This is a genomic window from Bacteroides congonensis, from assembly GCF_900130125.1.
Taxonomy (GTDB): domain Bacteria; phylum Bacteroidota; class Bacteroidia; order Bacteroidales; family Bacteroidaceae; genus Bacteroides; species Bacteroides congonensis.
In genome coordinates this window covers 1,059,954-1,082,851 of record NZ_FQXY01000009.1, presented here as the reverse complement: position 1 = coordinate 1,082,851, position 22,898 = coordinate 1,059,954, and the positions used below count along the sequence as shown (strand labels likewise).

General features: G+C 44.5%; 16 protein-coding genes. 5 read left to right on the top strand and 11 right to left on the bottom strand.

The window, feature by feature from the left end:
- Nucleotides 1–22: 22 nt before the first annotated feature.
- Genes BQ7997_RS11175 through BQ7997_RS11165 form a run of 3 tightly spaced genes read right to left on the bottom strand, consistent with a single transcriptional unit; the run spans nucleotide 23 to nucleotide 3,747 of the window.
- A complete protein-coding gene (locus BQ7997_RS11175; protein ID WP_073346292.1) occupies nucleotides 23–2,170 on the bottom strand; it encodes a TonB-dependent receptor in 2,148 nt (715 codons plus the stop codon).
- Nucleotides 2,171–2,196: 26 nt separating this feature from the next.
- On the bottom strand, nucleotides 2,197–2,850 hold the full coding sequence (locus BQ7997_RS11170) for an HmuY family protein (RefSeq protein ID WP_073346289.1): 654 nt from the start codon (nucleotides 2,848–2,850) through the stop codon (nucleotides 2,197–2,199).
- 18 nt (nucleotides 2,851–2,868) lie between these two features.
- Complete coding sequence (locus tag BQ7997_RS11165) at nucleotides 2,869–3,747, bottom strand: calycin-like domain-containing protein (RefSeq protein ID WP_073346287.1); 879 nt, start codon at nucleotides 3,745–3,747, stop codon at nucleotides 2,869–2,871.
- Nucleotides 3,748–3,998: 251 nt separating this feature from the next.
- On the opposite strand from BQ7997_RS11165, the gene BQ7997_RS11160 reads away from it, so the two are divergent.
- The 3 genes from BQ7997_RS11160 to BQ7997_RS11150 all read left to right on the top strand — a co-directional run bounded on the left by BQ7997_RS11160 (nucleotide 3,999) and on the right by BQ7997_RS11150 (nucleotide 8,441).
- Nucleotides 3,999–5,597: an aspartate:alanine exchanger family transporter gene (locus tag BQ7997_RS11160; RefSeq protein WP_022137909.1), complete on the top strand. Its 1,599-nt coding sequence runs from the start codon at nucleotides 3,999–4,001 to the stop codon at nucleotides 5,595–5,597.
- A 46-nt stretch (nucleotides 5,598–5,643) separates the two neighbouring features.
- Entirely contained in the window at nucleotides 5,644–6,024 is a 381-nt protein-coding gene (locus BQ7997_RS11155; protein ID WP_073346284.1) for a hypothetical protein, read from the top strand.
- Between the two features lie 89 nt (nucleotides 6,025–6,113).
- Entirely contained in the window at nucleotides 6,114–8,441 is a 2,328-nt protein-coding gene (locus BQ7997_RS11150; protein WP_073346282.1) for a TonB-dependent receptor, read from the top strand.
- A 202-nt stretch (nucleotides 8,442–8,643) separates the two neighbouring features.
- Here BQ7997_RS11150 and BQ7997_RS11145 read toward each other — a convergent pair whose 3' ends face one another.
- Together BQ7997_RS11145 and BQ7997_RS11140 are read right to left on the bottom strand one after the other, a co-directional pair.
- Entirely contained in the window at nucleotides 8,644–10,203 is a 1,560-nt protein-coding gene (locus tag BQ7997_RS11145; protein WP_073346279.1) for an ATP-binding protein, read from the bottom strand.
- A 129-nt stretch (nucleotides 10,204–10,332) separates the two neighbouring features.
- On the bottom strand, nucleotides 10,333–11,247 hold the full coding sequence (locus tag BQ7997_RS11140; protein ID WP_073346277.1) for a cation diffusion facilitator family transporter: 915 nt from the start codon (nucleotides 11,245–11,247) through the stop codon (nucleotides 10,333–10,335).
- A 184-nt stretch (nucleotides 11,248–11,431) separates the two neighbouring features.
- Here BQ7997_RS11140 and BQ7997_RS11135 point away from each other — a divergent pair, with 184 nt between their 5' ends.
- Nucleotides 11,432–13,738: a family 20 glycosylhydrolase gene (locus tag BQ7997_RS11135; protein WP_073346275.1), complete on the top strand. Its 2,307-nt coding sequence runs from the start codon at nucleotides 11,432–11,434 to the stop codon at nucleotides 13,736–13,738.
- A 124-nt stretch (nucleotides 13,739–13,862) separates the two neighbouring features.
- Here BQ7997_RS11135 and BQ7997_RS11130 read toward each other — a convergent pair whose 3' ends face one another.
- On the bottom strand, nucleotides 13,863–14,636 hold the full coding sequence (locus tag BQ7997_RS11130) for a helix-turn-helix domain-containing protein (RefSeq protein WP_073346272.1): 774 nt from the start codon (nucleotides 14,634–14,636) through the stop codon (nucleotides 13,863–13,865).
- Between the two features lie 86 nt (nucleotides 14,637–14,722).
- On the opposite strand from BQ7997_RS11130, the gene BQ7997_RS11125 reads away from it, so the two are divergent.
- The gene (locus tag BQ7997_RS11125) at nucleotides 14,723–15,802 is read left to right on the top strand and encodes an acyltransferase (RefSeq protein WP_073346270.1); all 1,080 of its coding nucleotides are present in this window, start codon (nucleotides 14,723–14,725) and stop codon (nucleotides 15,800–15,802) included.
- 386 nt (nucleotides 15,803–16,188) lie between these two features.
- On the opposite strand, the gene BQ7997_RS11120 is transcribed toward BQ7997_RS11125, so the two are convergent.
- The 5 genes from BQ7997_RS11120 to BQ7997_RS11100 are packed head-to-tail and all read right to left on the bottom strand — an operon-like array spanning nucleotide 16,189 to nucleotide 22,866.
- Nucleotides 16,189–18,261, bottom strand: a complete 2,073-nt coding sequence (locus BQ7997_RS11120; RefSeq protein WP_044654644.1) for a cytochrome c biogenesis protein CcsA — start codon at nucleotides 18,259–18,261, stop codon at nucleotides 16,189–16,191.
- A gap of 21 nt (nucleotides 18,262–18,282) precedes the next feature.
- Nucleotides 18,283–19,437, bottom strand: a complete 1,155-nt coding sequence (locus tag BQ7997_RS11115; protein ID WP_073346557.1) for a Rid family hydrolase — start codon at nucleotides 19,435–19,437, stop codon at nucleotides 18,283–18,285.
- 21 nt (nucleotides 19,438–19,458) lie between these two features.
- Nucleotides 19,459–20,169, bottom strand: coding sequence for a hypothetical protein (locus tag BQ7997_RS11110; RefSeq protein WP_073346267.1), 711 nt, complete (start codon nucleotides 20,167–20,169; stop codon nucleotides 19,459–19,461).
- 23 nt (nucleotides 20,170–20,192) lie between these two features.
- Nucleotides 20,193–21,407 carry a porin gene (locus BQ7997_RS11105; protein ID WP_044654642.1) on the bottom strand — a complete coding sequence of 405 codons (1,215 nt, stop codon included), beginning with the start codon at nucleotides 21,405–21,407 and terminating at the stop codon, nucleotides 20,193–20,195.
- 28 nt (nucleotides 21,408–21,435) lie between these two features.
- The gene (locus tag BQ7997_RS11100) at nucleotides 21,436–22,866 is read right to left on the bottom strand and encodes a di-heme oxidoredictase family protein (RefSeq protein ID WP_073346264.1); all 1,431 of its coding nucleotides are present in this window, start codon (nucleotides 22,864–22,866) and stop codon (nucleotides 21,436–21,438) included.
- Nucleotides 22,867–22,898: the final 32 nt, after the last annotated feature.

Here is a 22,898-nt window from a genome sequence, read left to right as displayed (position 1 = left end):
TTGTATGTAGTTTTATTGTTGTCTATTTTTTGAAGAAACGGTCTATGTCCAGTGAAAGGCCGAGAGTCAGATTGGTTCCCGTTGTAGTGGGGGAGTTGAAGTAATAGTAATCCGGCACATAATCAAACAGGTTGTTTATGGCCAGATTCATGTTGACTCCTTTGAATACACCCAGAGAGAAAGTAAGATCCCATATCATATATCCCGGATATGTGGCAGCATGACTTCCCGCAGAAGGGTTATTGAAACTGTCGTTATACACATTCGTCTTTACTTTGGACAACACGCGTCCGTTGAGCGAATAATTGAAGTCCATGTTATTCAGGTTTTTACCCCAGTCTATTCTTACGGTTGCCGTGTGTGGACGTGTATCCGTAAACTTCTTCTGGTCGTCGCGCATAAACTCATGGATAAACGTATATGACATGCGGAAACCCAGTCCGCAGGGATACTTGGCGGAAAGGTTGGCATCCACTCCCGCGATGTCCACTTTGTCGGTATTGGTATATATCTGCCCTTTGGGATTGTCGCTGTAAACAGTGTTGATACGGTTGTGTACCAAATTATAATATCCCGTAACAGAAAAGTTATAGCGGTTTTTGGTGTACTCGGCAGACAGGGAAAAGTTGTGGCTTGTTTCCGATTTAAGGTCGGGATTACCATAAATCATCATCATGTTTGCCATGTTGAACACCATATACATTTCTTTTAATGTCGGTGAACGGAATCCTTGAGAGTACGAACCTCTTAACGAACAGTTACCTATTTTATACATCATTCCCAAGTGTGGGGATAGATGGCGGACATTGGAATCGGAGAAATAGTCGAATCGCAGTCCGGCTATCACATTCAGCCTTTCTGTCGGATTCCAGTCGAACTGTCCGAAAGCATCCACTGTATGCATGGTATAATCAGTATTGTCCGTGAACTGGTAGGACATCAGATAATCACGCAAGTAATCGGCACCGACGGTCAGAGTATGCTTGTCATTGAAAGTATAATTATAGAGTGCGTGCGCGTTATGCTGAACATTGCTATAATCACGCACATCGTTTTTATAGAGTACCTGATAGTCGCTCTTGTCATACTGGTCGAAAGTATAGCCGACTTCAAGGTTACTCAATGTATTAAAGGTATAGTTGGCTTTCAGTCCACCGCTGAAATCTCTATATCTGTCCTGAGTATCTCCCGGCTTGTTCCGTTCGCGGAAATAATATCCGGCTCTTGCAGTCAGTCTGAGACTTTCCAACGGATGGTAAATCAACCGCTCCTTGAAGTTCCACACCCGGCTTCCGAATACAGTGGAGAAATCTCCTGTGTTGTCCACATTGTAGGTATCTACATTGTTGTATTGTACATTCGTCAGACTGCTGAACTTGCCGGCTTTAAATCCTACGCTGCCGCCATATCGCTGGTCGTTGTGCTCGGAAAAGCGTGAATTGAGATTCAGGTTCCAGGGGTCATCCGATTCACGCGTGATGATATTGATAACCCCACCGATAGCACTCGAACCGTAAAGAGTGGATGCCGCGCCTTTCACTATTTCGATGCGTTCCACATTGTCGAGATTCAGACGCTCGTAATCCACATTGTTCAGAGTTTCTCCTGCCAGACGTTCGCCGTCTACCAGGAACAATACGGAATTTCCGCCAAAACCTTGCATATTGATAGCAGTCTGCTGATCCATGGAGAAAGTGAACTCGATGCCGGGAAGCTCTGTTTTCAGCAGGTCGGCGACATTGTTGGCGTTTACTTTTTTAATATCGTCCGATGTAATCACCCGTGTGATGATAGGAGCGTCCTTCAGCAGCTTAGGGGTACGGGTACCGGTGACAACAACTGTTCCGAGGTCAACTTGATTCTCGGACAAACGGAAATTTAGTTTCTTTCCCTTCTCGGTCGTGATTGTTTTTTCTTCTGTTTGATAACCGACATAAGAGACGGTAATGATATATGTACCGATTCCGGGTAATTGCAATGTATATGTTCCGTCAGGTGCGGTGACTGCCCCGATTCCTGCTCCTTTGATAGCGATGGTAGAGCCGGGGAGTGGTTCGCCGTTTACATCAGTTACGCGTCCGCTGACGTGATAGGTTGACCGTTGGGCAAATGTGGAACAGGTTGCTATAAAAGAAAAAAATAAGATTGATACGATAAATATATGTTTCATTCCTTGTTGTTGTTTTCTTGGTTATTTTAATCGAACTCGATTGGATATGAGAAATCGAAGTCGATGTATCCTTTTATGCCTTTAGCATTGGTGTAGTTGCTAAAACGGATAGCCGCATACGTATTGTCTTTCAAGCGTAACAGGTAGACTTGGCTTGACATCGTATAGATAGGTGGCATAGTAGAAGTATCCACGTTCAGCCAACCGGATAAGACGGTATTGTAATAGGAGTCCGTATAAACGATATTTCCTTCCATCATGCCGGACATATCAATGGCTATTTTGTTTGTTGTCCATTCATCCTCGACAAATTTTCCGGCTTCGGGTAGTTTTCCTGCTGCGATAAAATCATCAATGCTCGTATAGTAAGTCTGGCAGGCAGCACCACCATTGGTTTTTATATCATAGCGGTGAATAGCGAAATCCCACTCTTCGGGAATCTCCTCTTCATATTCTTCCCCGATTTGCACGGTGGTAACTTTACGGGCGGACAGGTCGATATATGCCCATTCAGTATATTCAACAGTCTTGACCTGTGAGAATTTATTCTCTTTGATTTCCATTTCGGTTTCTATGGGGTCATCATAGATGTTTTCAAATATTCCATTACAAGCAGAGAGCGACATAGTCGCTCCCAATATTATTGTATATTTGAAAATAGCGTTGCTGCTTCTTTTCATTTCTTTGATTTAGATTGTTTATTCTGCACTTGTTGTATTGCTTCCGGTAAAGACTGCGGTAATTGCCATTGGCATACTGCCCGGTTTGAAGTCAGTATTAATGGTGACTGTACCGTCTGCTGTGATTGTACCGCTAAGGCTTTCTCCTGTGATAACTTTATCTGTGCTGTCAGTGGATTCATATTCTCCCAGATTGAGTGAGTAGGTTCCGTTTGCTCCGGTCGTTACATTTACTCCGGTGATGGTGAAATTACCTAAACTCATATTACCACCGCCGCCTGACAAGTTGGCGAAGCCACTTAGAGTAATGTCTACCGTTGTGTCCGATGCCCGTTTGATAACAGCCTTACACTCATCGGTCGAACCGAAAGATGTGTCTCCGACGCTGATAGCTAATGAGCTGTTATACTGATAGGTCGCAGCTATATTATAAGTTATCGGTGTCTCTCCCTGCACGAACACGATTTTCATCTTTCCCATAGGAGCCGGAATGTCTACATCAGCCTTTAATGTCAATACCTTGGATTCATTTACACTACCTTCCAGTGTGTAATCGTAGCTGCTGCCTGTGCCACTCCCCATAGACATCGCAACCTCACCCGAACCACTGAAAGATTTGGCAGAAAGTTTTAAATTATTCAAGGTGAAATCCCCTGATCCCGACTTATATGCCAGATTGATTGTCCCATCTTCGTTGGCGGTTATAGTCGCACTTGACTTATCACCCAGTAAATAGTCAGAGAACATATTGCATTCACCAATTGAATATCCATTGTAGATACCTGCAATTTCTTTTGCAAGATTTGTATCGTCGTCGTCGTTATCACTGCAAGAAACAAATGTTGTTGAAAGTGACAGTGCCATAAGGGCAACCATCCAAAAGTTTAAGATTTTCATACTTAATTTTGATAGATAATGATTAATTAATTTTTCGGTTGCAAAGTTACAGGGAAGCGTAAAGTGATAAAATACCCAAAAGAAATGAAAAAGCGTTGAGGCGTTAATTATATGTAGGTATTATGAAGCAGGTATTCATCATGCCACTTTGGAATTTGAAAATGAGAAAGGCACTTGTAAGATGGAATGTTGTGCGGATTAAAATAAAATCCGTACCTTTGCGCCCTTAAAACAAACTAACCTTTATTTTTATGTTTACTGACTTATTACACTCCTCTTATTTCTCCATTTTCCTGATTGTCGCGTTGGGATTTATGCTGGGAAGAATTAAGATTAAGGGGTTATCTCTTGATGTGTCTGCGGTAATCTTTATCGCACTTCTTTTCGGGCATTATGGCGTCATCATTCCCAAAGAATTGGGAAATTTCGGTTTGGTACTTTTTATTTTTACCATCGGTATTCAAGCAGGGCCCGGATTCTTCGATTCTTTCCGTAGCAAGGGAAAGACGTTGATTATCATTACCATTCTCATCATCAGTTCCGCTTGTCTCACGGCAGTAGGACTGAAGTACGCGTTCGACATCGACACACCCAGTGTGGTTGGCCTGATTGCCGGGGCGCTAACCAGTACGCCGGGTTTGGCAGTCGCTATCGACAGCACACATTCACCTTTGGCATCCATTGCTTACGGTATCGCATATCCGTTTGGAGTGATCGGGGTGATTTTGTTTGTCAAACTGCTGCCTAAAATAATGCGGGTGGACTTGGATAAAGAAGCACGCCGTCTGGAGATAGAACGTCGCAGCCAATTCCCGGAGTTGACTACCTGTATCTATCGTATCACCAATGCGAATGTATTCGACCGCAGCCTGATGCAGATTAATGCACGTGGTATGACGGGAGCTGTCATTTCACGACTGAAACATAAGGAAGAAATATCCATTCCTACCGCTTCTACCGTACTACATGAAGGAGACTATATACAGGCGGTAGGTAGCGAAGAATCGCTGAACCAACTCGCAGTGTTGGTAGGCAAACGTGAAGAAGGAGAGCTTCCTCTGGACAAAACACAAGAAATCGAGTCTCTACTGCTGACTAAAAAAGATATGATAAACAAGCAACTGGGTGACTTGAATTTACAGAAAAACTTCAGTTGTACAGTGACCCGTGTCCGTCGAAGCGGTATCGACTTGTCTCCATCTCCCGATTTAGCTTTGAAGTTCGGTGATAAACTGATGGTAGTCGGCGAGAAAGAAGGACTTAAAGGCGTGGCCCGTCTGCTGGGAAATAACGCGAAGAAACTATCCGATACGGATTTCTTTCCGATTGCAATGGGTATTGTACTGGGAGTGTTGTTCGGCAAAATAAATATCTCTTTCTCCGAAAGCCTGTCATTCTCGCCGGGATTGACTGGGGGAGTTCTGATGGTAGCTCTTGTATTGAGTGCTGTCGGTAAGACAGGGCCCGTCATTTGGTCAATGTCAGGGCCTGCCAATCAGTTGCTGCGCCAGTTGGGGCTGCTTCTTTTCCTTGCTGAAGTAGGAACTTCTGCCGGAAAGAACCTCGTAGCCACTTTTCAGGAAAGCGGATTGCTGATGTTCGGAGTAGGGGCAGCCATCACTTTGGCGCCGATGCTCATTGCAACCCTTGTAGGACGTCTGGTGTTTAAAATCAGTTTGCTCGATTTGCTGGGAACTATTACCGGCGGTATGACAAGTACGCCCGGTCTGGCTGCTGCCGATTCGATGGTGGACAGTAATATCCCCAGTGTGGCCTATGCAACCGTTTATCCGATTGCTATGGTATTTCTGATTCTATTTATACAAGTGATAGCTTCAGCCGTATATTAACAGTATTCTGTCTGAACATTGATTGTTAAAAAAATAGTTTGTATCTTTGCCGTCCCAAAGCAAAAATGAGGTGAAACGATTGTTATTGAATATTACACGCTATTTCTTGCCGATACTCTTTGTGTTGTATTTGGCAAGTCTTACATTCTTTGCCCACGTGCATGTGGTCAATGGCGTGACAATCGTCCATTCACACCCGTTCAAGAAAGGGGCGGCACATAAGCATTCAACAGTCGAACTGATACATATCCACTTCCTGTCTCATCTGACAGTGGACGGTGCGACTGTTGTTTTTGCTCTTTCCCTTTTCATCCCATTTTTATTGTGCCTGTTGCTCAAACGTCCGCAGCATACACATTTTCATGCTCCTTATCATGGAGTGACAGCACTCCGCGCTCCGCCTGCCATTCGTTTTTCCGTTATTTGAATGATGACATTCTGCCTTTTAGTAATCAGGCAGGGTATTATCTGTTTTCTCACGTGAATACTTAACGAAGAACGAATTACAAACGAAAAATGAAGAAATACATATTTTCGCTTGTCTGCTTGTGCTGTGCACTGTTGCCTGCCATCGGAGGACAAGCCTACGAACATCCCAATCATCCCGAATTACGTAAGTCGGATGCCAATATTATCGGTCATATCCTTGATAAAAACACGAAAGAACATCTGCCATATATCACAGTGGCACTGAAAGGTACTACCATCGGTACTGTCACCGATGCTACGGGACACTACTTCCTGAAGAATCTTCCCGAAGGAAATTTTGTGCTCGAAGTAAGTTCTGTCGGTTATAAAACCGTAAGGCGCAACGTGACGTTGAAAAAAGGACGCACTTTGGAAGAAGACTTTGAAATAGAAGAAGACGCGGTTGCCTTGGATGGTGTCGTTGTATCTGCCAACCGTAATGAAACCACCCGCCGTCTGGCTCCGACACTGGTCAATGTCGTTGATTTGAAAATCTTTGAGAATACGAACTCTACGACTTTGGCTCAAGGACTGAGCTTTCAGCCCGGAGTACGTGTAGAGTCCAACTGTCAGAATTGCGGTTTCCAACAGGTGCGTATCAACGGACTGGACGGTCCTTATACACAAATCCTGCTGGATTCACGTCCTATATTCAGTGCACTCTCCGGAGTATATGGTATTGAACAGATTCCCGCCAGTATGATAGAGCGGGTAGAAGTGATGCGTGGCGGTGGCTCGGCATTGTTCGGTTCGTCTGCCATTGCGGGTACAATCAATATCATTACCAAAGAGCCGATTCGCAATTCAGGCATGTTGTCTCATACGATAACGGGAATCGGTGACGGAGACGCGTTCGACAACAGCACTTCCCTGAATGCCTCATTAGTGACGGACGACCAACGTGCCGGACTATATATCTTCGGGCAGAACCGCCACCGTTCCGCTTACGACCACGACGGAGACGGATACTCTGAAATCCCCAAAATACATGGGCAGACAGTCGGCTTCCGTTCTTTCCTGAAAACAAGCACTTACTCCAAACTGACTTTTGAATATCACCATATGGAAGAATTCCGCAGAGGAGGGGACTTGTTGAACCGCCCGCCCCACGAAGCGAATGTGGCCGAACAGACCGAACATTCCATCAATGGCGGTGGTGTGAAGTTCGATTATTTCTCACCTAATGAGAAGCATCGTTTTAATGTATTCGCTTCCGCACAGCATATCAATCGTGACAGTTACTATGGTCCGGGCGACAGAGACCCTTTAGATGCATATGGAAACACCACTGACCTCAACTGGATGGCAGGCTCACAGTATGTTTACAGCTTCGGCAAATGTATCTTTATGCCTTCCGACCTGACAGCAGGAATAGAATTCAATCAGGACAAACTGGAAGATAACATGTGGGGATACAACCGTACGGTAGACCAAAAAGTAAATATCGGTAGTGCATTTCTTCAGAATGAGTGGAAGAATGAACACTGGGGATTCCTTATCGGTGGTCGTCTGGACAAGCACAACTTGATAGGCCACATTATTTTCAGCCCGCGTGCCAATCTGCGCTACAACCCGACAGAGAATATCAATCTCCGTTTAAGTTATTCATCAGGTTTCCGCGCTCCGCAGGCTTTTGATGAAGATTTGCATGTGGAGAATGTAGGTGGTAATGTGGCAATGGTGAAGCTTGCTGATGATTTGAAAGAAGAAAGGTCACAAAGCCTGAGTGCATCGGCAGATATCTACCATCGTTTTGGCGCATTTCAGGTCAACTTTCTCATTGAAGGGTTTTATACCAAATTATCCGATGTTTTTGCTCTTACCGATGGGGAAGTAGTTGATGGGATTCTGACACGTACACGCCATAATGCGGCGGGTGCACGGGTAATGGGATTGACACTGGAAGGAAAAATGGCTTACTTGAACAAATTCCAACTTCAGGCAGGAGTTACTTTGCAACAGAGTCATTACAGCGAACCGCATACATGGAACGAAGATGCTCCGGCTGTGAAGAAAATGATGCGTACACCGAATACTTACGGCTATTTTACGGCAACTTATACCCCGATAAAACCGTTATCCATCGCCCTTTCGGGCACCTATACCGGTTCGATGCTAGTCCCTCACGAACCCGTTCCGGGGTTCCTCGAAAATCCGATAACGGTAAATACGAAAGACTTTTTCGACATCGGTCTGAAAGCTGCCTATGACTTCAAACTTTATAAGTCGGTGAACTTGCAGGTGAATGCCGGAATACAGAATATCTTCAACGCCTATCAGAATGATTTCGATAAAGGACCCGACCGTGATTCGGGCTATATTTATGGTCCTTCATTGCCGAGAAGCTTCTTTGCCGGAGTGAAGATTAGTTATTAGGTTGTTTCTATATGATTTTGCAGGCTTGTCGAATTTTACAGAGTGTAACTAGTTACTCTTTTGTTAAGATTGGTAAACCTTATCAACAAAAGTCCGCATTTTAAAAGAGAAGGCAGTAGCTTCTTATCAACGGGAGGAGTTACTGCCTTTTCATTTATATGGTGAAGCCTGTCAAGAGATGGCGGGATGCGTCAATAATAGGTTATTCTTCTATTTTCCAGTCTCCGATTGTCCGCGTGGAGCTGTCGAAGTTGATGCCGGCTTTCACTACGTTCCGGTGGTCGGCCGCGTATGGAATGGCGTATCCTTTACTGTTTATCTGCGCCAAAGCTTCTTCTGCCGTACCGTCCATTTTGAATTCAAGTACATAAATGGCATCCTGCATTTTAATAACCACGTCCGCCCGTCCGACGGCGCTTTTTACTTCGGTATCCACATACTGCCCCATCAGGCGGAACAGGAGATAGAAAATAGTCTGATAATGCTTTTCTTCTTTGTTGTTCAGGTCGTTCGGGATAGAGGCGAAGAAAGAGCGGGTACGCTCGAGACAAGATTCGAGGTTTCCTTTCATCAAATCGCGTACGAAAGACACTACGTAAAAGTTGCTTTCGCGCGTTGGCTGGTAAAGATAAGAAGGAATAAGCGATTCGATAAAGCCGATTCGAACCTCTTCGTTGGGATAGCCCAATGTATAGGTGCGGAAGAAGGCGTCGTAAGACTTGATGGTGAGATAGCCGCTTTGATAAAGCACCGGAATGGGGTCGGTAAGACAATCCGTGGCCTTGTCGAAATCTTCCGGCTTGGCGTCCATACGGTCGAGCAGACGGATGTCGAAGTCCATCTGTTGCAGGAGTTCTATCAGGAAGGTGGGGGTACCGGTAGAAAACCAGTAGTTCTCATAGCTTTTTTGTGCAAAAGCATTAATCAGGCTGAAAGGATTGTACACATCCACACAGGATTTACTGAAATGATACCCGTCATACTGTTTCTTTAAGTGGGCGCATGCCTCTTCATACGTCTCATCATTGGCTTGAGCCATTTGTTCGATGTCTATTTTCATCTGCGTCAGTAGTTCTTGCTCGGTGATACCGCAGATAGCGGCATAATTGTCGCTCATACTGACGTTCTGAAGATTGTTCAGTTCGCTGAATATACTCATTTGACTGAATTTGCTGATACCCGTAAGGAAGAGGAAACGAAGATATTTGCCTGACTTTTTCAAGGGGCTGAAGAAGTCTCGCATGATACCGCGAATCTCACGTTGCAACTCATGATCACTGTTAGTGTCCAACATCGGGGCATCATATTCGTCTACCAATACGACAACCTGCTGTCCGGTTTGCTCATAAGCGCGTCGGATGATGCCTTCAAGACGCAAACTGAATGTGTCTTCACCTTCCTGGCGTCCGTAGACGTTTTCCCAAAGCAGTAATTGTACATTGATAGATGCGCGGAGTGACTCTGCTTCCATATATTTACTGCCGCTGAAGTCGATGTGCAGCACCGGATACACCGTCCAGTCCTGTTCCAACTGCTCCATGGCAAGTCCGTTGAAAAGCTCTTTCTTTCCCAGAAAATAGGCTTCGAGCGTAGAGACTAGCAGGCTCTTTCCGAAACGGCGGGGACGGCTCAGGAAATAAACCGTGTTTGTATTAGCCAGTTGATAGACCAATGCTGTTTTATCAACATATATATAGTTGTTGTTGCGCAACTGTTCAAAATCCTGTATCCCGATAGGATAGCGCCTGAATGTTTCTTCCATATCAAATCTTTATTATAGTGTAAACGATGAACGCAAAGTTAAGAAAAAGAAGCGGAATAGCTTTCCTTGCTGCCGAAGATTTATCAATCCATAATAAAAAGATTACCGGATAGTGCTACTTCCGGCAATTCAGACCATATCTTTATCTATACCGAATTTCTCATCCGTCTGACATTCCCCCGCAGGTTCCACATGCACCAGAATATCATAAACATTATCTACGGAGCTTTCGATACTTTTCTCCACCGCTCCGGCAATCTCATGTGCCTGCGTGATGGTTATCTGCGGATTCACCTCTATATCAAGTGTAATTATATACCGGTTTCCTATCATCCGCGACCTGACCCGATGCGGATTACTTGCCCCCGGCACTTTCTCGACAGCTTCGAATATCTTATTATATACATTGACATCCTTAACGCCATCCATAAGTTCCACATTCGAATCAATAAAGATTCCGATGGAAGATTTTATAATAAAGAGACTGATTATTAATCCTGTTATCGAGTCGAGTATAGGTAATTTGAATATAAAAGTAAAGAGCAAACCAATCAAGACCCCTGCCGAAATAACAACATCATTACGCATATTAATCGCGTTCGCCGTCAGCATGGAACTGTCTATTTTCTTTCCCTGCTTGTACTGGTACCAAGCCAGTAAGAGTTTACCGACAATAGAGAATATAGTCACATAAATGGCAATGGCGGATGGTATTTCTTTCACTTCATCCGAAAAGATGCTTTGAATAGATGATAGTAACATCTGCATACCGGCATAGAATATCACAAGCGATAGAATCTTGGTCGCGATACCCTCAGCCTTGTCATAGCCGAATACATACTTCTTTGAAGGCGGACGGCTGATGACACGTGCCGTAAATATCATAACGACAGAGATAATGACATCCGTTGCCGAATCGATACCATCTCCAACTACGGCCAGACTTCCGGCCAACAAACCGATAATGATTTTTGATGCGGACAGGATTGCGTTGCCAATGGTGCTAATCCATGAGGTTTTGATTAAAATATTCTCTCTTGACATTTAAGCAGGTCTTTATCCTTATTTGTTGTGATAATTGGGTTCAAAGATAATCATTTATAGCAATTTGTGAACCCAAGCCACAAAAAACTTTTCATTTCCTTTTAGTAGTTTGGGGCTTTTAGTTGTATTATATATAGATGACCAATTAAAAACAGGACAATTAATTTATTAAATAGTTAACCTCATGTTCAAACAACTAAGTACCTCTCTACTGATTGTATCAGCTTGTGTATTTTCTGCTTGCACGCCTGCCGTCAAGCAAGAAATCACAATTTTACCTACTCCCGTAAGTCTGACCGAGCAGTCGGGCGCTTTCGTTTTTAAGGATGAAATGAAGATAGGAGTGTCCGACCAGTCCCTCTTTCCGGCAGTCGGTTACCTGCAAGAGATTCTTCGAAACGTAGTGTCGTCTTCTGTGGAAGTCACTGCTGATAAAAATCAGGTAGATGTCTATTTCCAATTGGGGAATACCGATGGGAAGTCCGGCTCTTACAAGCTCCAGTCTACACCCGAATTTATTCAGGTGGAAGCCAATGACTATTCGGGCATTATTTCCGCCATTACCACTATCCGCCAGTTACTTCCCGCCGAAATAGAAATACAGGGTGTGAAGCAGACTTATTCCATTCCCGCCGTACAGATAGAAGATGCTCCCCGTTTTGAGTGGCGCGGATTTATGCTGGACGCTTCCCGCCATTTTTGGAATAAAGACGAAGTGAAGCACGTGTTGGACTTGATGTCCCTGTACAAACTGAACAAATTCCACTGGCATCTCACGGACGACCAGGGCTGGCGCATAGAGATTGAAAAATATCCGTTGCTGACTGAAAAAGGAGCATGGAGAAAATTCAATACGCACGACCGTACTTGCATGGCACGTGCGATAGAGGAAGATAACACTGATTTCCTGATTCCTGAAAATAAGATACGGATTGTGGAAGGTGACACGTTGTATGGCGGTTATTACACACATGATGATATCAAAGAGATAGTAGCTTACGCTGCGCAGAGAGGGATTGATGTAATACCCGAAGTTGATATGCCGGGGCATTTCCTGGCAGCTATCAGCCAGTATCCTGATTTAGCCTGTGACGGATTAATCGGATGGGGAGAGACATTCTCTTCTCCCATCTGTCCGGGCAAAGACGCGACTTTGGAATTCTGCCGGAATGTATTCAAGGAAGTTTTCGAACTTTTCCCTTATGAATATGTACATATGGGTGGAGACGAAGTGGAAAAGAACAACTGGAAAAAATGTCCCCGTTGCCAGAAACGTATCCGCACGGAGAAACTCAGTTCGGTGGAAGAACTTCAGGCATGGTTCGTACGTGATATGGAGAAATTCTTCCAGGCCAACGGAAAGAAACTCGTAGGCTGGGATGAAGTGGTGAAGGACGGATTATCTTCGGACGCTGCCATTACCTGGTGGAGAAGTTGGGCGAAAGAAGCGCTGCCTACGGCAACGGCGCAAAAGCAAAAAGTGATTGCTTGTCCGAATGAATATTTTTATTTCGACTATGCGCAAGACCAAAATTCGGTAAAGAAGATATTGGCATTCGACCCCTATGCGGACGACAGACTGTCGCAGGAACAGAAGGAATATATTTGGGGTGTGCAGGCCAATCTTTGGGCGGAATGGATTCCGACAATGAAGCGCATTGAATATCTGATTGTTCCCCGCATGATTGCATTGAGTGAAATAGCATGGGCGGAACCGGCAGCGAAACCGGAACTTGATGAATTTTACCGTCAGCTCGTTCCGCAATTCAAGCGTATGGATATCATGGGAGTGAATTACCGTATCCCCGATTTGCAGGGATTCTATAAGGTGAACGCGTTTATTGATGATGCTACGGTGAATTTAACTTGTCCGTTGCCCGGCACTGAAATCCGCTATACGACGGATGGAAGTATGCCTACCAGCAAATCGTCTCTATACAATGGTTCACTGAAAATAAAGGAAACGACAGACTTTGCTTTCCGTACTTTCCGTCCGGATGGCTCTCCTTCGGACGTAGTACGTACGAGATACGTCAAAGCTCCTTATGCGGAAGCAGTCACTGCTCCGGCTTCTTTGCAGCCCGGACTGAAGGCTGTATGGCACAACTTCCGTGGAAATCTCTGTGTGGATATTGACGCTGCTCCCGTAAGAGGAGAGTATGTCGTAGAATCCGTATCCATCCCCGAAGAAGTGAAAGGGGATATCGGACTGGTAATAACCGGTTATCTGGAAGTTCCCGCTGACGGTATTTATACATTTGCCCTTCTCTCGGACGATGGTAGCACATTGATGCTTGACGGTGAACTGCTGGGAGACAACGACGGCGCACATTCTCCGGTAGAGATTATCGTGCAGAAAGCATTGAAAGCCGGCTTGCATCCGATGGAAGTGCGTTACTTTGATTGCAACGGCGGTGTGCTGCAACTGGAATTAGTAAATGATAAAGGTGAAAAGGAAGTTCTACCAAAAGAATGGTTGAAACATGAATAAACGTTCTCTATTAAAATCAGTTTTCATTAGGATTGTAATATTTAGGTCAAGTTTAGGTTAGGTCAGAAGCGGGTGAAAGTAGTGATACTTTTATCCGCTTTGTTCTATGAGAGATAGATGGATTTTACAATAGCTTCATTATTTCCGCTGTACGGATTGCTTCCAATGAATTGTCCACACTTAGTTTTTCCAGAATATTCTGCCGATGGCGGTTTACCGTATGAATACTGATACCCAGTCTGACCGAAATCTCCTTGCTGATAAAACCTTCTTTAATCAAATGCAGTATTTCTCTTTCACGGACAGAAAGAAGCGCGTAGCGTTCTTCGGATAAGGAAAGAACCATCACTTCGCCTGTCTCATTATTAGTGATTCTTGCCTGTATCCCTGAGCGTTCGCTCTGTTCCGGCGACAAGTCGTATTGGCATAATGCCAACCACATATTTCCGCAAGGCGAGTTCTGTAAGATTTGTGTCTGATTGGCTATATACTTGTATTCACCCTTCCCGTTTATCATTCGTATGCAGCAACTGGAACGGTATTTCAATCTCTCGTCTACGGGAAGTTCACATAAGAAACGGAAGAACTTTAATTCCAGCATCCGTTTATCCACTAAGTCTTCCGGGTGGATATGATGATATATACAGTCTTCGTCTACCGAATCAATGATTTCCTGTGATAAGTCTTCGGCGGATAGTCCGAGGAAGTCGCCGAATGAGCCTATGGAGAAATAGCTTTTATCGGCAGCCAGGTCGGAAAGGACGGCACAGCCATTATTCACTTTTGTAAGAGAACGTATTAGCGTGTGGCACTCGTCTACCGTATCCTGGTTGAGTCGCGTATAGTCGAAATGCTGCGTAGCGAATGCTTCTTCAAGTTCTGTTTTTAATACGTCCATGTGTGTGGGGTATGGTTATATATCAGTATTGCACCGTAATTATCCGGTCTCTATCTTTGCGCAAATTTAATTAATTAGCTACTACTATGCAAATAAAAGATTCGAGTCAAGCTGAACGGATTGTATTTTTGGACTATCTCCGTGTGATTGCTTGCTTTATGGTTATTATGGTCCATTCCTGTGAGTTCTTCTTTATTGATGGTGATTCCATCGGGATACGTTCGGTATCCGATGGCTTTTGGGTGAGTGTGATTGACAGTGCTTTCCGTTCTTCTGTTCCTCTCTTCGTGATGGCTTCTTCTTACTTGCTTTTACCTATGAGGGGCAGTTCGCAGAACTTTTTTAAACGACGTTTTATCCGGGTTGTCGTTCCTTTTGCAGTATGGTCTTTGCTGTATGCCATCCTGCCTTGGTCGTGGGGAGATATTACCTATACCGACGTGCAGGCTAACTTGTTGCAACTGCTATGGAATTTTAATGGTGCGAGCGGTCATCTTTGGTTTATCTATATGCTTATCGGACTCTATATGTTTATGCCCGTTCTATCTCCCTGGTTGAAAGAGACGTCCAAGCGTGGCGAACAGGTCTTTTTGCTTGTATGGTTTCTCACTACTTTCTGGCATTATGGAAAACTGTTGGTAGGCGATGTATATGGTGAATGTTATTGGAATGAATTCCATACTTTCTGGTATTTCTCCGGGTTCATTGGTTATTTGGTACTGGCGCATTACATACGTACCTATATTAATTGGTCATTGAAGAAAAGTTTGCTTGTCGGTGTCAGCCTGTTCCTTATCGGTTATCTGTTTACCGCTATTGTATATTATCACCGTACTTTTACTGCTACTCAGTTGCAGGAACTGGAGTTGAGCTGGCGTTTCTGTTCTTTCAATGTGGTCTTTATGACTTATGGTGCTTTTGTCATTATAAAAAAGATTTCTTTTGAAAAGGGGCGGATATACAATTTTATCCTTCAACTATCCAAGTTGAGCTATGGTATTTATCTGATGCATATATTCATTCTCGGTTTTAGTTATAAACTGCTGGAAGGATACTTTTCTACTCCGGTCACGATTCTGTTGGTGGGTACAAGTACATTCTGCGGATGCTGTATTTTAGCGAAGTTGTTGTCTTATCTGCCGGGCAGTAAGTACCTCATGGGCTGATACACAGTCCGGGCATATTCTGTTTGCAGTCTGTCGGATTCAGGAGATGGACTGCAAGTATAACAAAACGTCCGGCTTTCACAAGCCGGACGTTTTTGCCTCTTTTAGAATATGTCATCTATTCATATCCCAAAATGAATACATTATATGGTTTTTTCAACTTAACAACCAAATAGAAGAAATGCGGATGAATCACTTCGGCCGATTCCTATGTATTTTTAATGTGGCTACGTAATATAATTATGACTAATTAATTTAATTCTGATACTGCAAAGATAGGGGCTTTCCGTTGTTCCCGCAATCCCCTGAAGTGGGTATTCTAATAGAAATTAGTAACTATATATAGGGGGTGGCAGCTTTATTCCCGGAAAAAAACTGGATGAAAGTCAGCCATTTGCGTAACTATGCATTCCACCTAAGACATAGTTCACTCCAAAATAAGTCATCAGGACTGTGAGGAAAGCTATTATCATATAGATATGGAAGAATAAAGGTTTGCGGAAGAAACGAAGGCTTTGTGAGTGGAAAGCAGCTCCATACACAAGGAAAGTTATTAATGCCCATACTTCTTTCGGATCCCATGCCCAATAGCGTCCCCAGGATACATTTGCCCAAACTGCTCCGAGGAAGATTCCCGCACCTAGGAAGAACACGGCAGGGTAGAGCAACAGGCGGCTGAGTATAGTCAACTGTTCCACCCGTTCATCTTGCCTGTGATGACATAAGGCCAATATTCCATTCAGCATGATGAAAGCAAACAGCGCATAGGACATCATAATCAATGAAACATGGATGCTTAACCACGGGGAGACAAGTACCGGCATCAAAGGGGTTATTTGGGGATTCATTTGCCCTAGGTAAGAAACCAATAGGGCGAAGCCGGAAAGCAGGAATCCGAATGGAAGCATAAACGGGAATTTCCGGTGGAGCAGACAGGCTAGCAGGAGAATACAAAGTGCCATAAACTGCATGGTCTCATAACCGTTGCTGAGCGGGATTCGTCCGCCGATATACCAACGCAGGCAATATCCTGCCAGATGAAAGATAAAGGCAGCATAGAGCACAATAGAAAAGGAAGTCTTTGCTATCCGTGAAACTTTCTGTGCTTTCGGTGAAAGCGTATTTTTCCGCAGGCTGTTATAAAGTAAAAGCAGAAAAGCCAATATTCCTGCTGTCAGATTCACCATAAAGAGAATCTTGCTGAACGGAATATGATTGTAGAGCAGTTCGGCTTTCACTTGCCGTTCAGAAAGAGGTTGTACACTGCCGTCCACAGGCAACGGATGAATGAATGTTCCTTTTTCCAGCATAAGAATCAAGCCTGCTTTTTCATCTGTTTCCTGAATGGCTTTCGCCAGTTTACTTTGTTTTCCCTGTTCACGTTGCCAGTGTTTCTGCAAGCGGTAGACGGAACCGTCAAACAAATCGGTTAAGCGCGCATAGGATGTTGGCAGGTTGAGCAGATGCCGTAGTTCCGCGTTTTTTATGTAGATTAACGGTTCGTTTCTCCACACTTCGGGATAGAGCAGCCAGCCGCCTATAATCTGTTCGGGTGTCAGTCCTTTGTATGAGGTTTCCCCTGTCAGTTTCTGAATAAAGTCACGGGCTAATGTATTGAAAGGTACTACCCGGTCATGATAAATCACTTGTTCCCGTGCCAGGCTATCGGCTTGCACCCGCTTTAATGCAGGAAGCAGCTTTGGGGGCGCTTGTGTTTGTGCCTGCGTTATGCCTGTAAGACAGAGAAGAAACAAGATGAATACACTTCCTTTCCTTAATAAAGGATGATTCAGCAGGTGGCGGAATTCACCGCTGCGGGAAAATAGTAGCCAAAGCATGGAGATTCCCAGTAAAATATACCCTGCATACGTCACACTTGTGCCCCATGGATCGTAATTCACACTCAACCAGCTTCCCTGTTGGTCTTCATCGAAAGAAGACTGATAGAAGCGGAAGCCTTGTGCGGTGAATATCCGGTTCATTGAAATCCGTTCGTGTGATGAAAAGTTCTTTTGACCGGTAGTGGAGTAGGTGATATAGCTGACATAATCTGACGAAGCTTCCGTCCCCGGATAATATTCGATACGGAAGCTGTCCAGTTGCATGCTGAATGGCAAGTCTATATTTCTTCCGCTTTCCGGCTCTTGGAAACTGTTCACTGTTGTGCCGGGAACTAAATGTATATATCCCTTTTCGCTGCTCATAAATGTGATCATGGCTCCCACCAAGATAACGAGAAGGGAGCCATGAAACAACAATATGGGAAATCGTCGCCACAAAGCGCGTCGGATGAGAGCAACGAGTGCTATTACAGCTATTACTCCCCATAAACAACAAAACCAACTTGTATGATATATATTTCTTTCTACAAAATCTGTCCCATTCGCCTGTTCTATAAAAGTAGCTACAGCGAGTAGTCCCACCAGGCAGATGTATAAAATGATAAGTAACCTTTTCAACAGTACAATCTTTTAATGATATTAAAATGGAGCGTACTCCTTGTTCTTACAGTCTTTCACTCCCATGCACTCCATCTCTATCAACCATCCGGGACGGCATACCGGAGCATGAACAAAGACTTTAGGTATATATGGGAAACGTTTGTCATACATTCCTTTGACGATAGTATAGTCTGCAATATCACGCAGATATACAATCATATGTCCCACGTCGTCGAAGGTGCAGTCCGCTTCGTTCAGCAGTGTTTCTACATTTTCCCACATCCGTTCCGTTTGTTTGCGGATGTCGCCGGGATGCACTACCTCGCCTTTATTATTGATGCTTGCCGTCCCGGAGATAAATACCTGGCGACGGTCGGCATAATCCACATACGTACCACGCTCAAAGCTGACACCGTATTCATAGGTAGGATTGAGGTGGGTAGGGGAATAGAGGAAATGAATCTGTTCCGGTTTTCCCCCGGACACTGCGTATGTATCCATCTGTACGAGTATTTTGGGGTCGGCATGGCGACCGCCGATACCTGTGCTGGAGATATAATGTGTCTTTTCCGTCAGGTTTTGGGTGACGAAAACTTCATTGCGTGCTTTCACTACTCCGGCATAGTTTACGTCTACATTTTGAACGAAGAACCATGTGCGGATACAATGTTCTGCCAATGTGCAGCCTTGTTCCATCAGTTGCATCACATAATCGTTCAGCAGCAGGCGGGTTTGATATTCCGGATTAGCTGCACGATTGAATGCGCTGCCACCCCAAAAGTGGCGGTAGGCACTGTGTTTCACTTCAAAAAGACCGTTGTGCAGGACTTGTGTCTGTACGTCGGTCAGCAGGTAAACCCATAACGCGATTTTTGTTCCGTCCAATGGCGGTTGCTCCACAATAGAGAGTGCGTAGCCCGAACCTTCGGTCGTTACTGCCAGTAGCGTGTCTGTCTGGTTGGCGGCATCGCTCAGGAAGTAACGTTTGAAAATGGCAACTGCTCCTTTCAGTTCTTTTGCAAGTAAATCATCGTAAGTATTCAGTACAGCGTTGAGTTGGTTTTCGTATATATCTTCCGGTTGGGTGGAATGAATCATGATGTGATACTCCGAAGGGCCTTCTGCTGCCTTATATTTGAAAATTTCAGTTAGAGTCTTTTCAGACTGAATGTTCTGTTGTTCTTTGTTGTTCATATTCATTTTATAAATAACTATTTATTCTTGTGCACCGTTGTCAATCCAGTCGTCGATAAGAGTCAGAATGTTCGGCTCGGTTATCATATTGGAATGATTGGTTTTCCAACCTGTCGTATTCAGGATTTGATGCAGTACACTTTCTTCTGCGCTGCCGGCTTTCACCCGCAGCAGTCCGGTTACTACCGACGAAGAGTGCCCTACTAAATTCTGATAACTGTTTCCTTCCAATAAGCTCAATCCTGCTGCGGCACTGGTTGCTATTCCGTGACAGCCTATACAGCCTTTATCGAAAACATTTTGCTGGATAGCGTTGTACATGCTTACATTCACGGTACCTGCATCCATACGTATGGTATCGTCGATTGCTGTAAGGTCGTCCATCGACTGGAAACTGATAATCCGCTTTCTCAATTTATTGATAATGCATAATTCGACAGTACTCACCTCATCACTGATGCCTGTCATAGTTACCTGAATCTTATCACCTTCGATAGCCGGAACCGGGATTGTTTTTGTGACAACGGCATACTCACTCTCATCGCCGAAGCCTGCCACTACTATACTATAACTATCGGGCCATTTACTGATACCGTTGATTATTCCACTCATCTTCAGCGTGCGTCCCTCTTCTGATATAATACCTGTCTTTTCGTAAACAGGTCCGTCGTCACAAGAAGAAAGCCCTGCGAATAACAGTAGACAAGTCCCCAAAAGAATATATTTTTTCATAAACAAATCCTTTCCTGTTCTATTTAGAATGTGTACTGAAGTAAGATGGTGGCGGAATGTGTAGCCAGGCCCAAATCGTCGTTGTCACGGTCGAGTTGGGTATCATGTCCTTTGCGGGCGATATACTGGTACATAGCCTGTAATTTCAGATTGCAATTTCTGAAGAAATAATTCATACCTACGGCGGGCATATTCAGGAAACCGTTGGTGTCCATTCCGTTACGGTTGAAGAAATCATAACGTGCAGCAGCCTGCAAGCGTGGAGCTACAAAGTAACCGCCTTGTACGTAACCGCCCAGGTAATTGTATGATTCGGAAATCTTCTGTCTTTTGGTGAAACCTACATTCATGTAATACATTTCAGCTCCCAGGTAAAGTTTGTTCTTCAGCATCGCGAACTCCAGTCCGGCGCGGTAGTCATTGGTACTTTCGTTTTCACTCTCCACATTGATAGATGTAGAAATACCGAACATGATTTTATCTTCATTCAATCGGTTCGGATTTCCCTGCGTAGCAGGCATCACGCCTTTTGGCATATATGTGAAACGTCCGGCATATAGCAAAGACGGAATGTGCCAGTCGTCACTGAATGTTTTTGTAGCTGTATTCACCGAAGCTCCCGTACCGTTGAACAAGCCGATTTCGTATCCGAACTTGTCGGCTATCAGACCGTGAATTTCTACACCCAAGTCGAATCCGGTACCAATATTCGGTGTTACCGCATTCAAGGAATAGGGAAGAATGACGGGGGCAGTCAGTGATACAGGCAAACTAGGCATCATTGTTTCTCCCAATGTTGTCAGGTAAGCGTGTGAGAAAGGCGTCTTAAACTTACCTACCCGGATGGCAAACTGTTTCTTCAGTTGGACATCAAACCAGGCTTGTTGGAGCAATGCTCCGCCACTGGCTGCGGCATTGATGGAAAGGTTGAAAGTTACTTTGTCGAAAGCTTTTCCTGTGAAACCGAGTACGGCATAAGGAACGGAGAAGCCGGAATTGGCTATGTTGTCCTGATTGTATGCCTTGTCCAGTCCTTCATCGTCATACCAGTTGAAGTTTCCACAAGTCTGCACAAGCAGATAAGGTTTGAAAACGAAATCGCCTTTCTTGGTTCCGATAGTGAATCCTTCTCTTCCAGCCAATGATACTACACCATTTTCCGTATCTTCTTCATGTTGTGCCATAGCAACTAAAGGCATCATGGCAAACAACATGGCAATGATTATAAATCTCTTCATAATTATTTGGTATATACTACTTTTTACTTTAAAGTGAATTTAAAAATGCGAGTAATGCGTCGCGATCCTCTTTACTCATGTTCTTGAACAGGTTCTTTGATGCTTCTCCTTCTCCGCCATGCCACATGATGGCTTCCGTCAGATTGCGGGCACGTCCGTCGTGCAGGAAATAAGTATGTCCGTTCACCTTTTCTTGCAGACCGATTCCCCAAAGCGGAGTGGTACGCCATTCGTTTCCACGAGCCAGACCGCTTACATAGTTGTCATTCAGGCCGACTCCCATAATCTCGGAACCCATGTCGTGCAACAGATAATCGGAATAGGGATGAATCGTCTGACCGCCCAGCCACGGGAGTTGGGTATTGTTCAATAAGACAGTGCCGCGCTTCTTTGTGTGAAGGGTGCTTACATGGCAAAGATGGCATTTGGCTTTATAGAAGTTTTGTTCCCCTTTGATTACATGCGGGTCATTTACATTACGCCGGGCAGGAACGCCAAGACTCTGCATGTAGAGGTCTACATTCTCCATTTCTTCCGTACTGACATCCAGTTGATCGTAAGAAAGTCCCATCATACTGCCTTGGTTGACTTGTATTTGTCCTTCGCAGATTTCTTCTGGGTAGCGGCTGTTCGTTATTCCCATATCACTGGAGAAGCCTAACTCTACCGTCAAGTCGGCATGTTGGGCCTTATTTCCGGACAGTCCCAGACATTTGACCCCGCGCTCCATGATATAGTTGCATCGTCCGCTGATTCCATATTCGGGATAATTGCTTCTTGCTGCGAGTGCTTCAATCTCGATAGGGTCTAAAGCCATCATCTGCCCCATGCCTACGTGGCGTAGGGGGATACGTACGGTACAGAACAAATCTTCCGGTTTGATTTCTTCGGCATACCATTCGGAGATAGTATAATTCGGTTTGCAGAGTGTGTACGTTTCACCGTCAGGGAAAGAAAAGTCCTCGTAGGTGTATTCTACGGATAGTTTACCTTCCGGTTGTACTCCGTAGATTGCCTGATCGTGAAGTACACGCCCATAGTCTTGGAAGAAAGCTCCGTTTTTACGGGATATGTAGATGAGCATGGAAGAGAATCCATAACTTCCCGAACCGCCTTCCGTCCATAGGGATGGTTTGGTACGTCCGGCATTCCGGTGACAACTACCACACGAATAGCCGGCATAGACGGGACCCAGTCCGCCGCCATGACCGTTGTTACTTGTACGCACGTCATCATAAAGCCTGTCTCCGCGGGTGAAACGGATGTCATAAGCTCCTGTTATCCAGTCTGCGGGAGTATCATAGGCTACGGATGAGCTTAGGAAAATAGTGGATGTACCGGCGGATAGGGCATATCCTTCCGGGATTTCTATATCCAGTACATCAATTCCGTCGTCGTCGCAGGCCGCACACGTCAGCAGACAAAAGATAGAAAATGAATATTTTAGAAAGTGATTCATTGTTTATTGACTTAATTTCAATAATATGTTTT

Bases quoted from the DNA above. Each gene is read 5' to 3' on its own strand.
- BQ7997_RS11105 (WP_044654642.1), bottom strand. From the start codon at position 21,407: ATGAAGAGATTTATAATCATTGCCATGTTGTTTGCCATGATGCCTTTA.
- BQ7997_RS11125 (WP_073346270.1), top strand. From the start codon at position 14,723: ATGCAAATAAAAGATTCGAGTCAAGCTGAACGGATTGTATTTTTGGAC.
- BQ7997_RS11150 (WP_073346282.1), top strand. From the start codon at position 6,114: ATGAAGAAATACATATTTTCGCTTGTCTGCTTGTGCTGTGCACTGTTG.
- BQ7997_RS11140 (WP_073346277.1), bottom strand. From the start codon at position 11,247: ATGTCAAGAGAGAATATTTTAATCAAAACCTCATGGATTAGCACCATT.
- BQ7997_RS11170 (WP_073346289.1), bottom strand. From the start codon at position 2,850: ATGAAAAGAAGCAGCAACGCTATTTTCAAATATACAATAATATTGGGA.
- BQ7997_RS11100 (WP_073346264.1), bottom strand. From the start codon at position 22,866: ATGAATCACTTTCTAAAATATTCATTTTCTATCTTTTGTCTGCTGACG.
- BQ7997_RS11135 (WP_073346275.1), top strand. From the start codon at position 11,432: ATGTTCAAACAACTAAGTACCTCTCTACTGATTGTATCAGCTTGTGTA.
- BQ7997_RS11165 (WP_073346287.1), bottom strand. From the start codon at position 3,747: ATGAAAATCTTAAACTTTTGGATGGTTGCCCTTATGGCACTGTCACTT.
- BQ7997_RS11175 (WP_073346292.1), bottom strand. From the start codon at position 2,170: ATGAAACATATATTTATCGTATCAATCTTATTTTTTTCTTTTATAGCA.
- BQ7997_RS11130 (WP_073346272.1), bottom strand. From the start codon at position 14,636: ATGGACGTATTAAAAACAGAACTTGAAGAAGCATTCGCTACGCAGCAT.
- BQ7997_RS11145 (WP_073346279.1), bottom strand. From the start codon at position 10,203: ATGGAAGAAACATTCAGGCGCTATCCTATCGGGATACAGGATTTTGAA.
- BQ7997_RS11160 (WP_022137909.1), top strand. From the start codon at position 3,999: ATGTTTACTGACTTATTACACTCCTCTTATTTCTCCATTTTCCTGATT.
- BQ7997_RS11110 (WP_073346267.1), bottom strand. From the start codon at position 20,169: ATGAAAAAATATATTCTTTTGGGGACTTGTCTACTGTTATTCGCAGGG.
- BQ7997_RS11115 (WP_073346557.1), bottom strand. From the start codon at position 19,437: ATGAACAACAAAGAACAACAGAACATTCAGTCTGAAAAGACTCTAACT.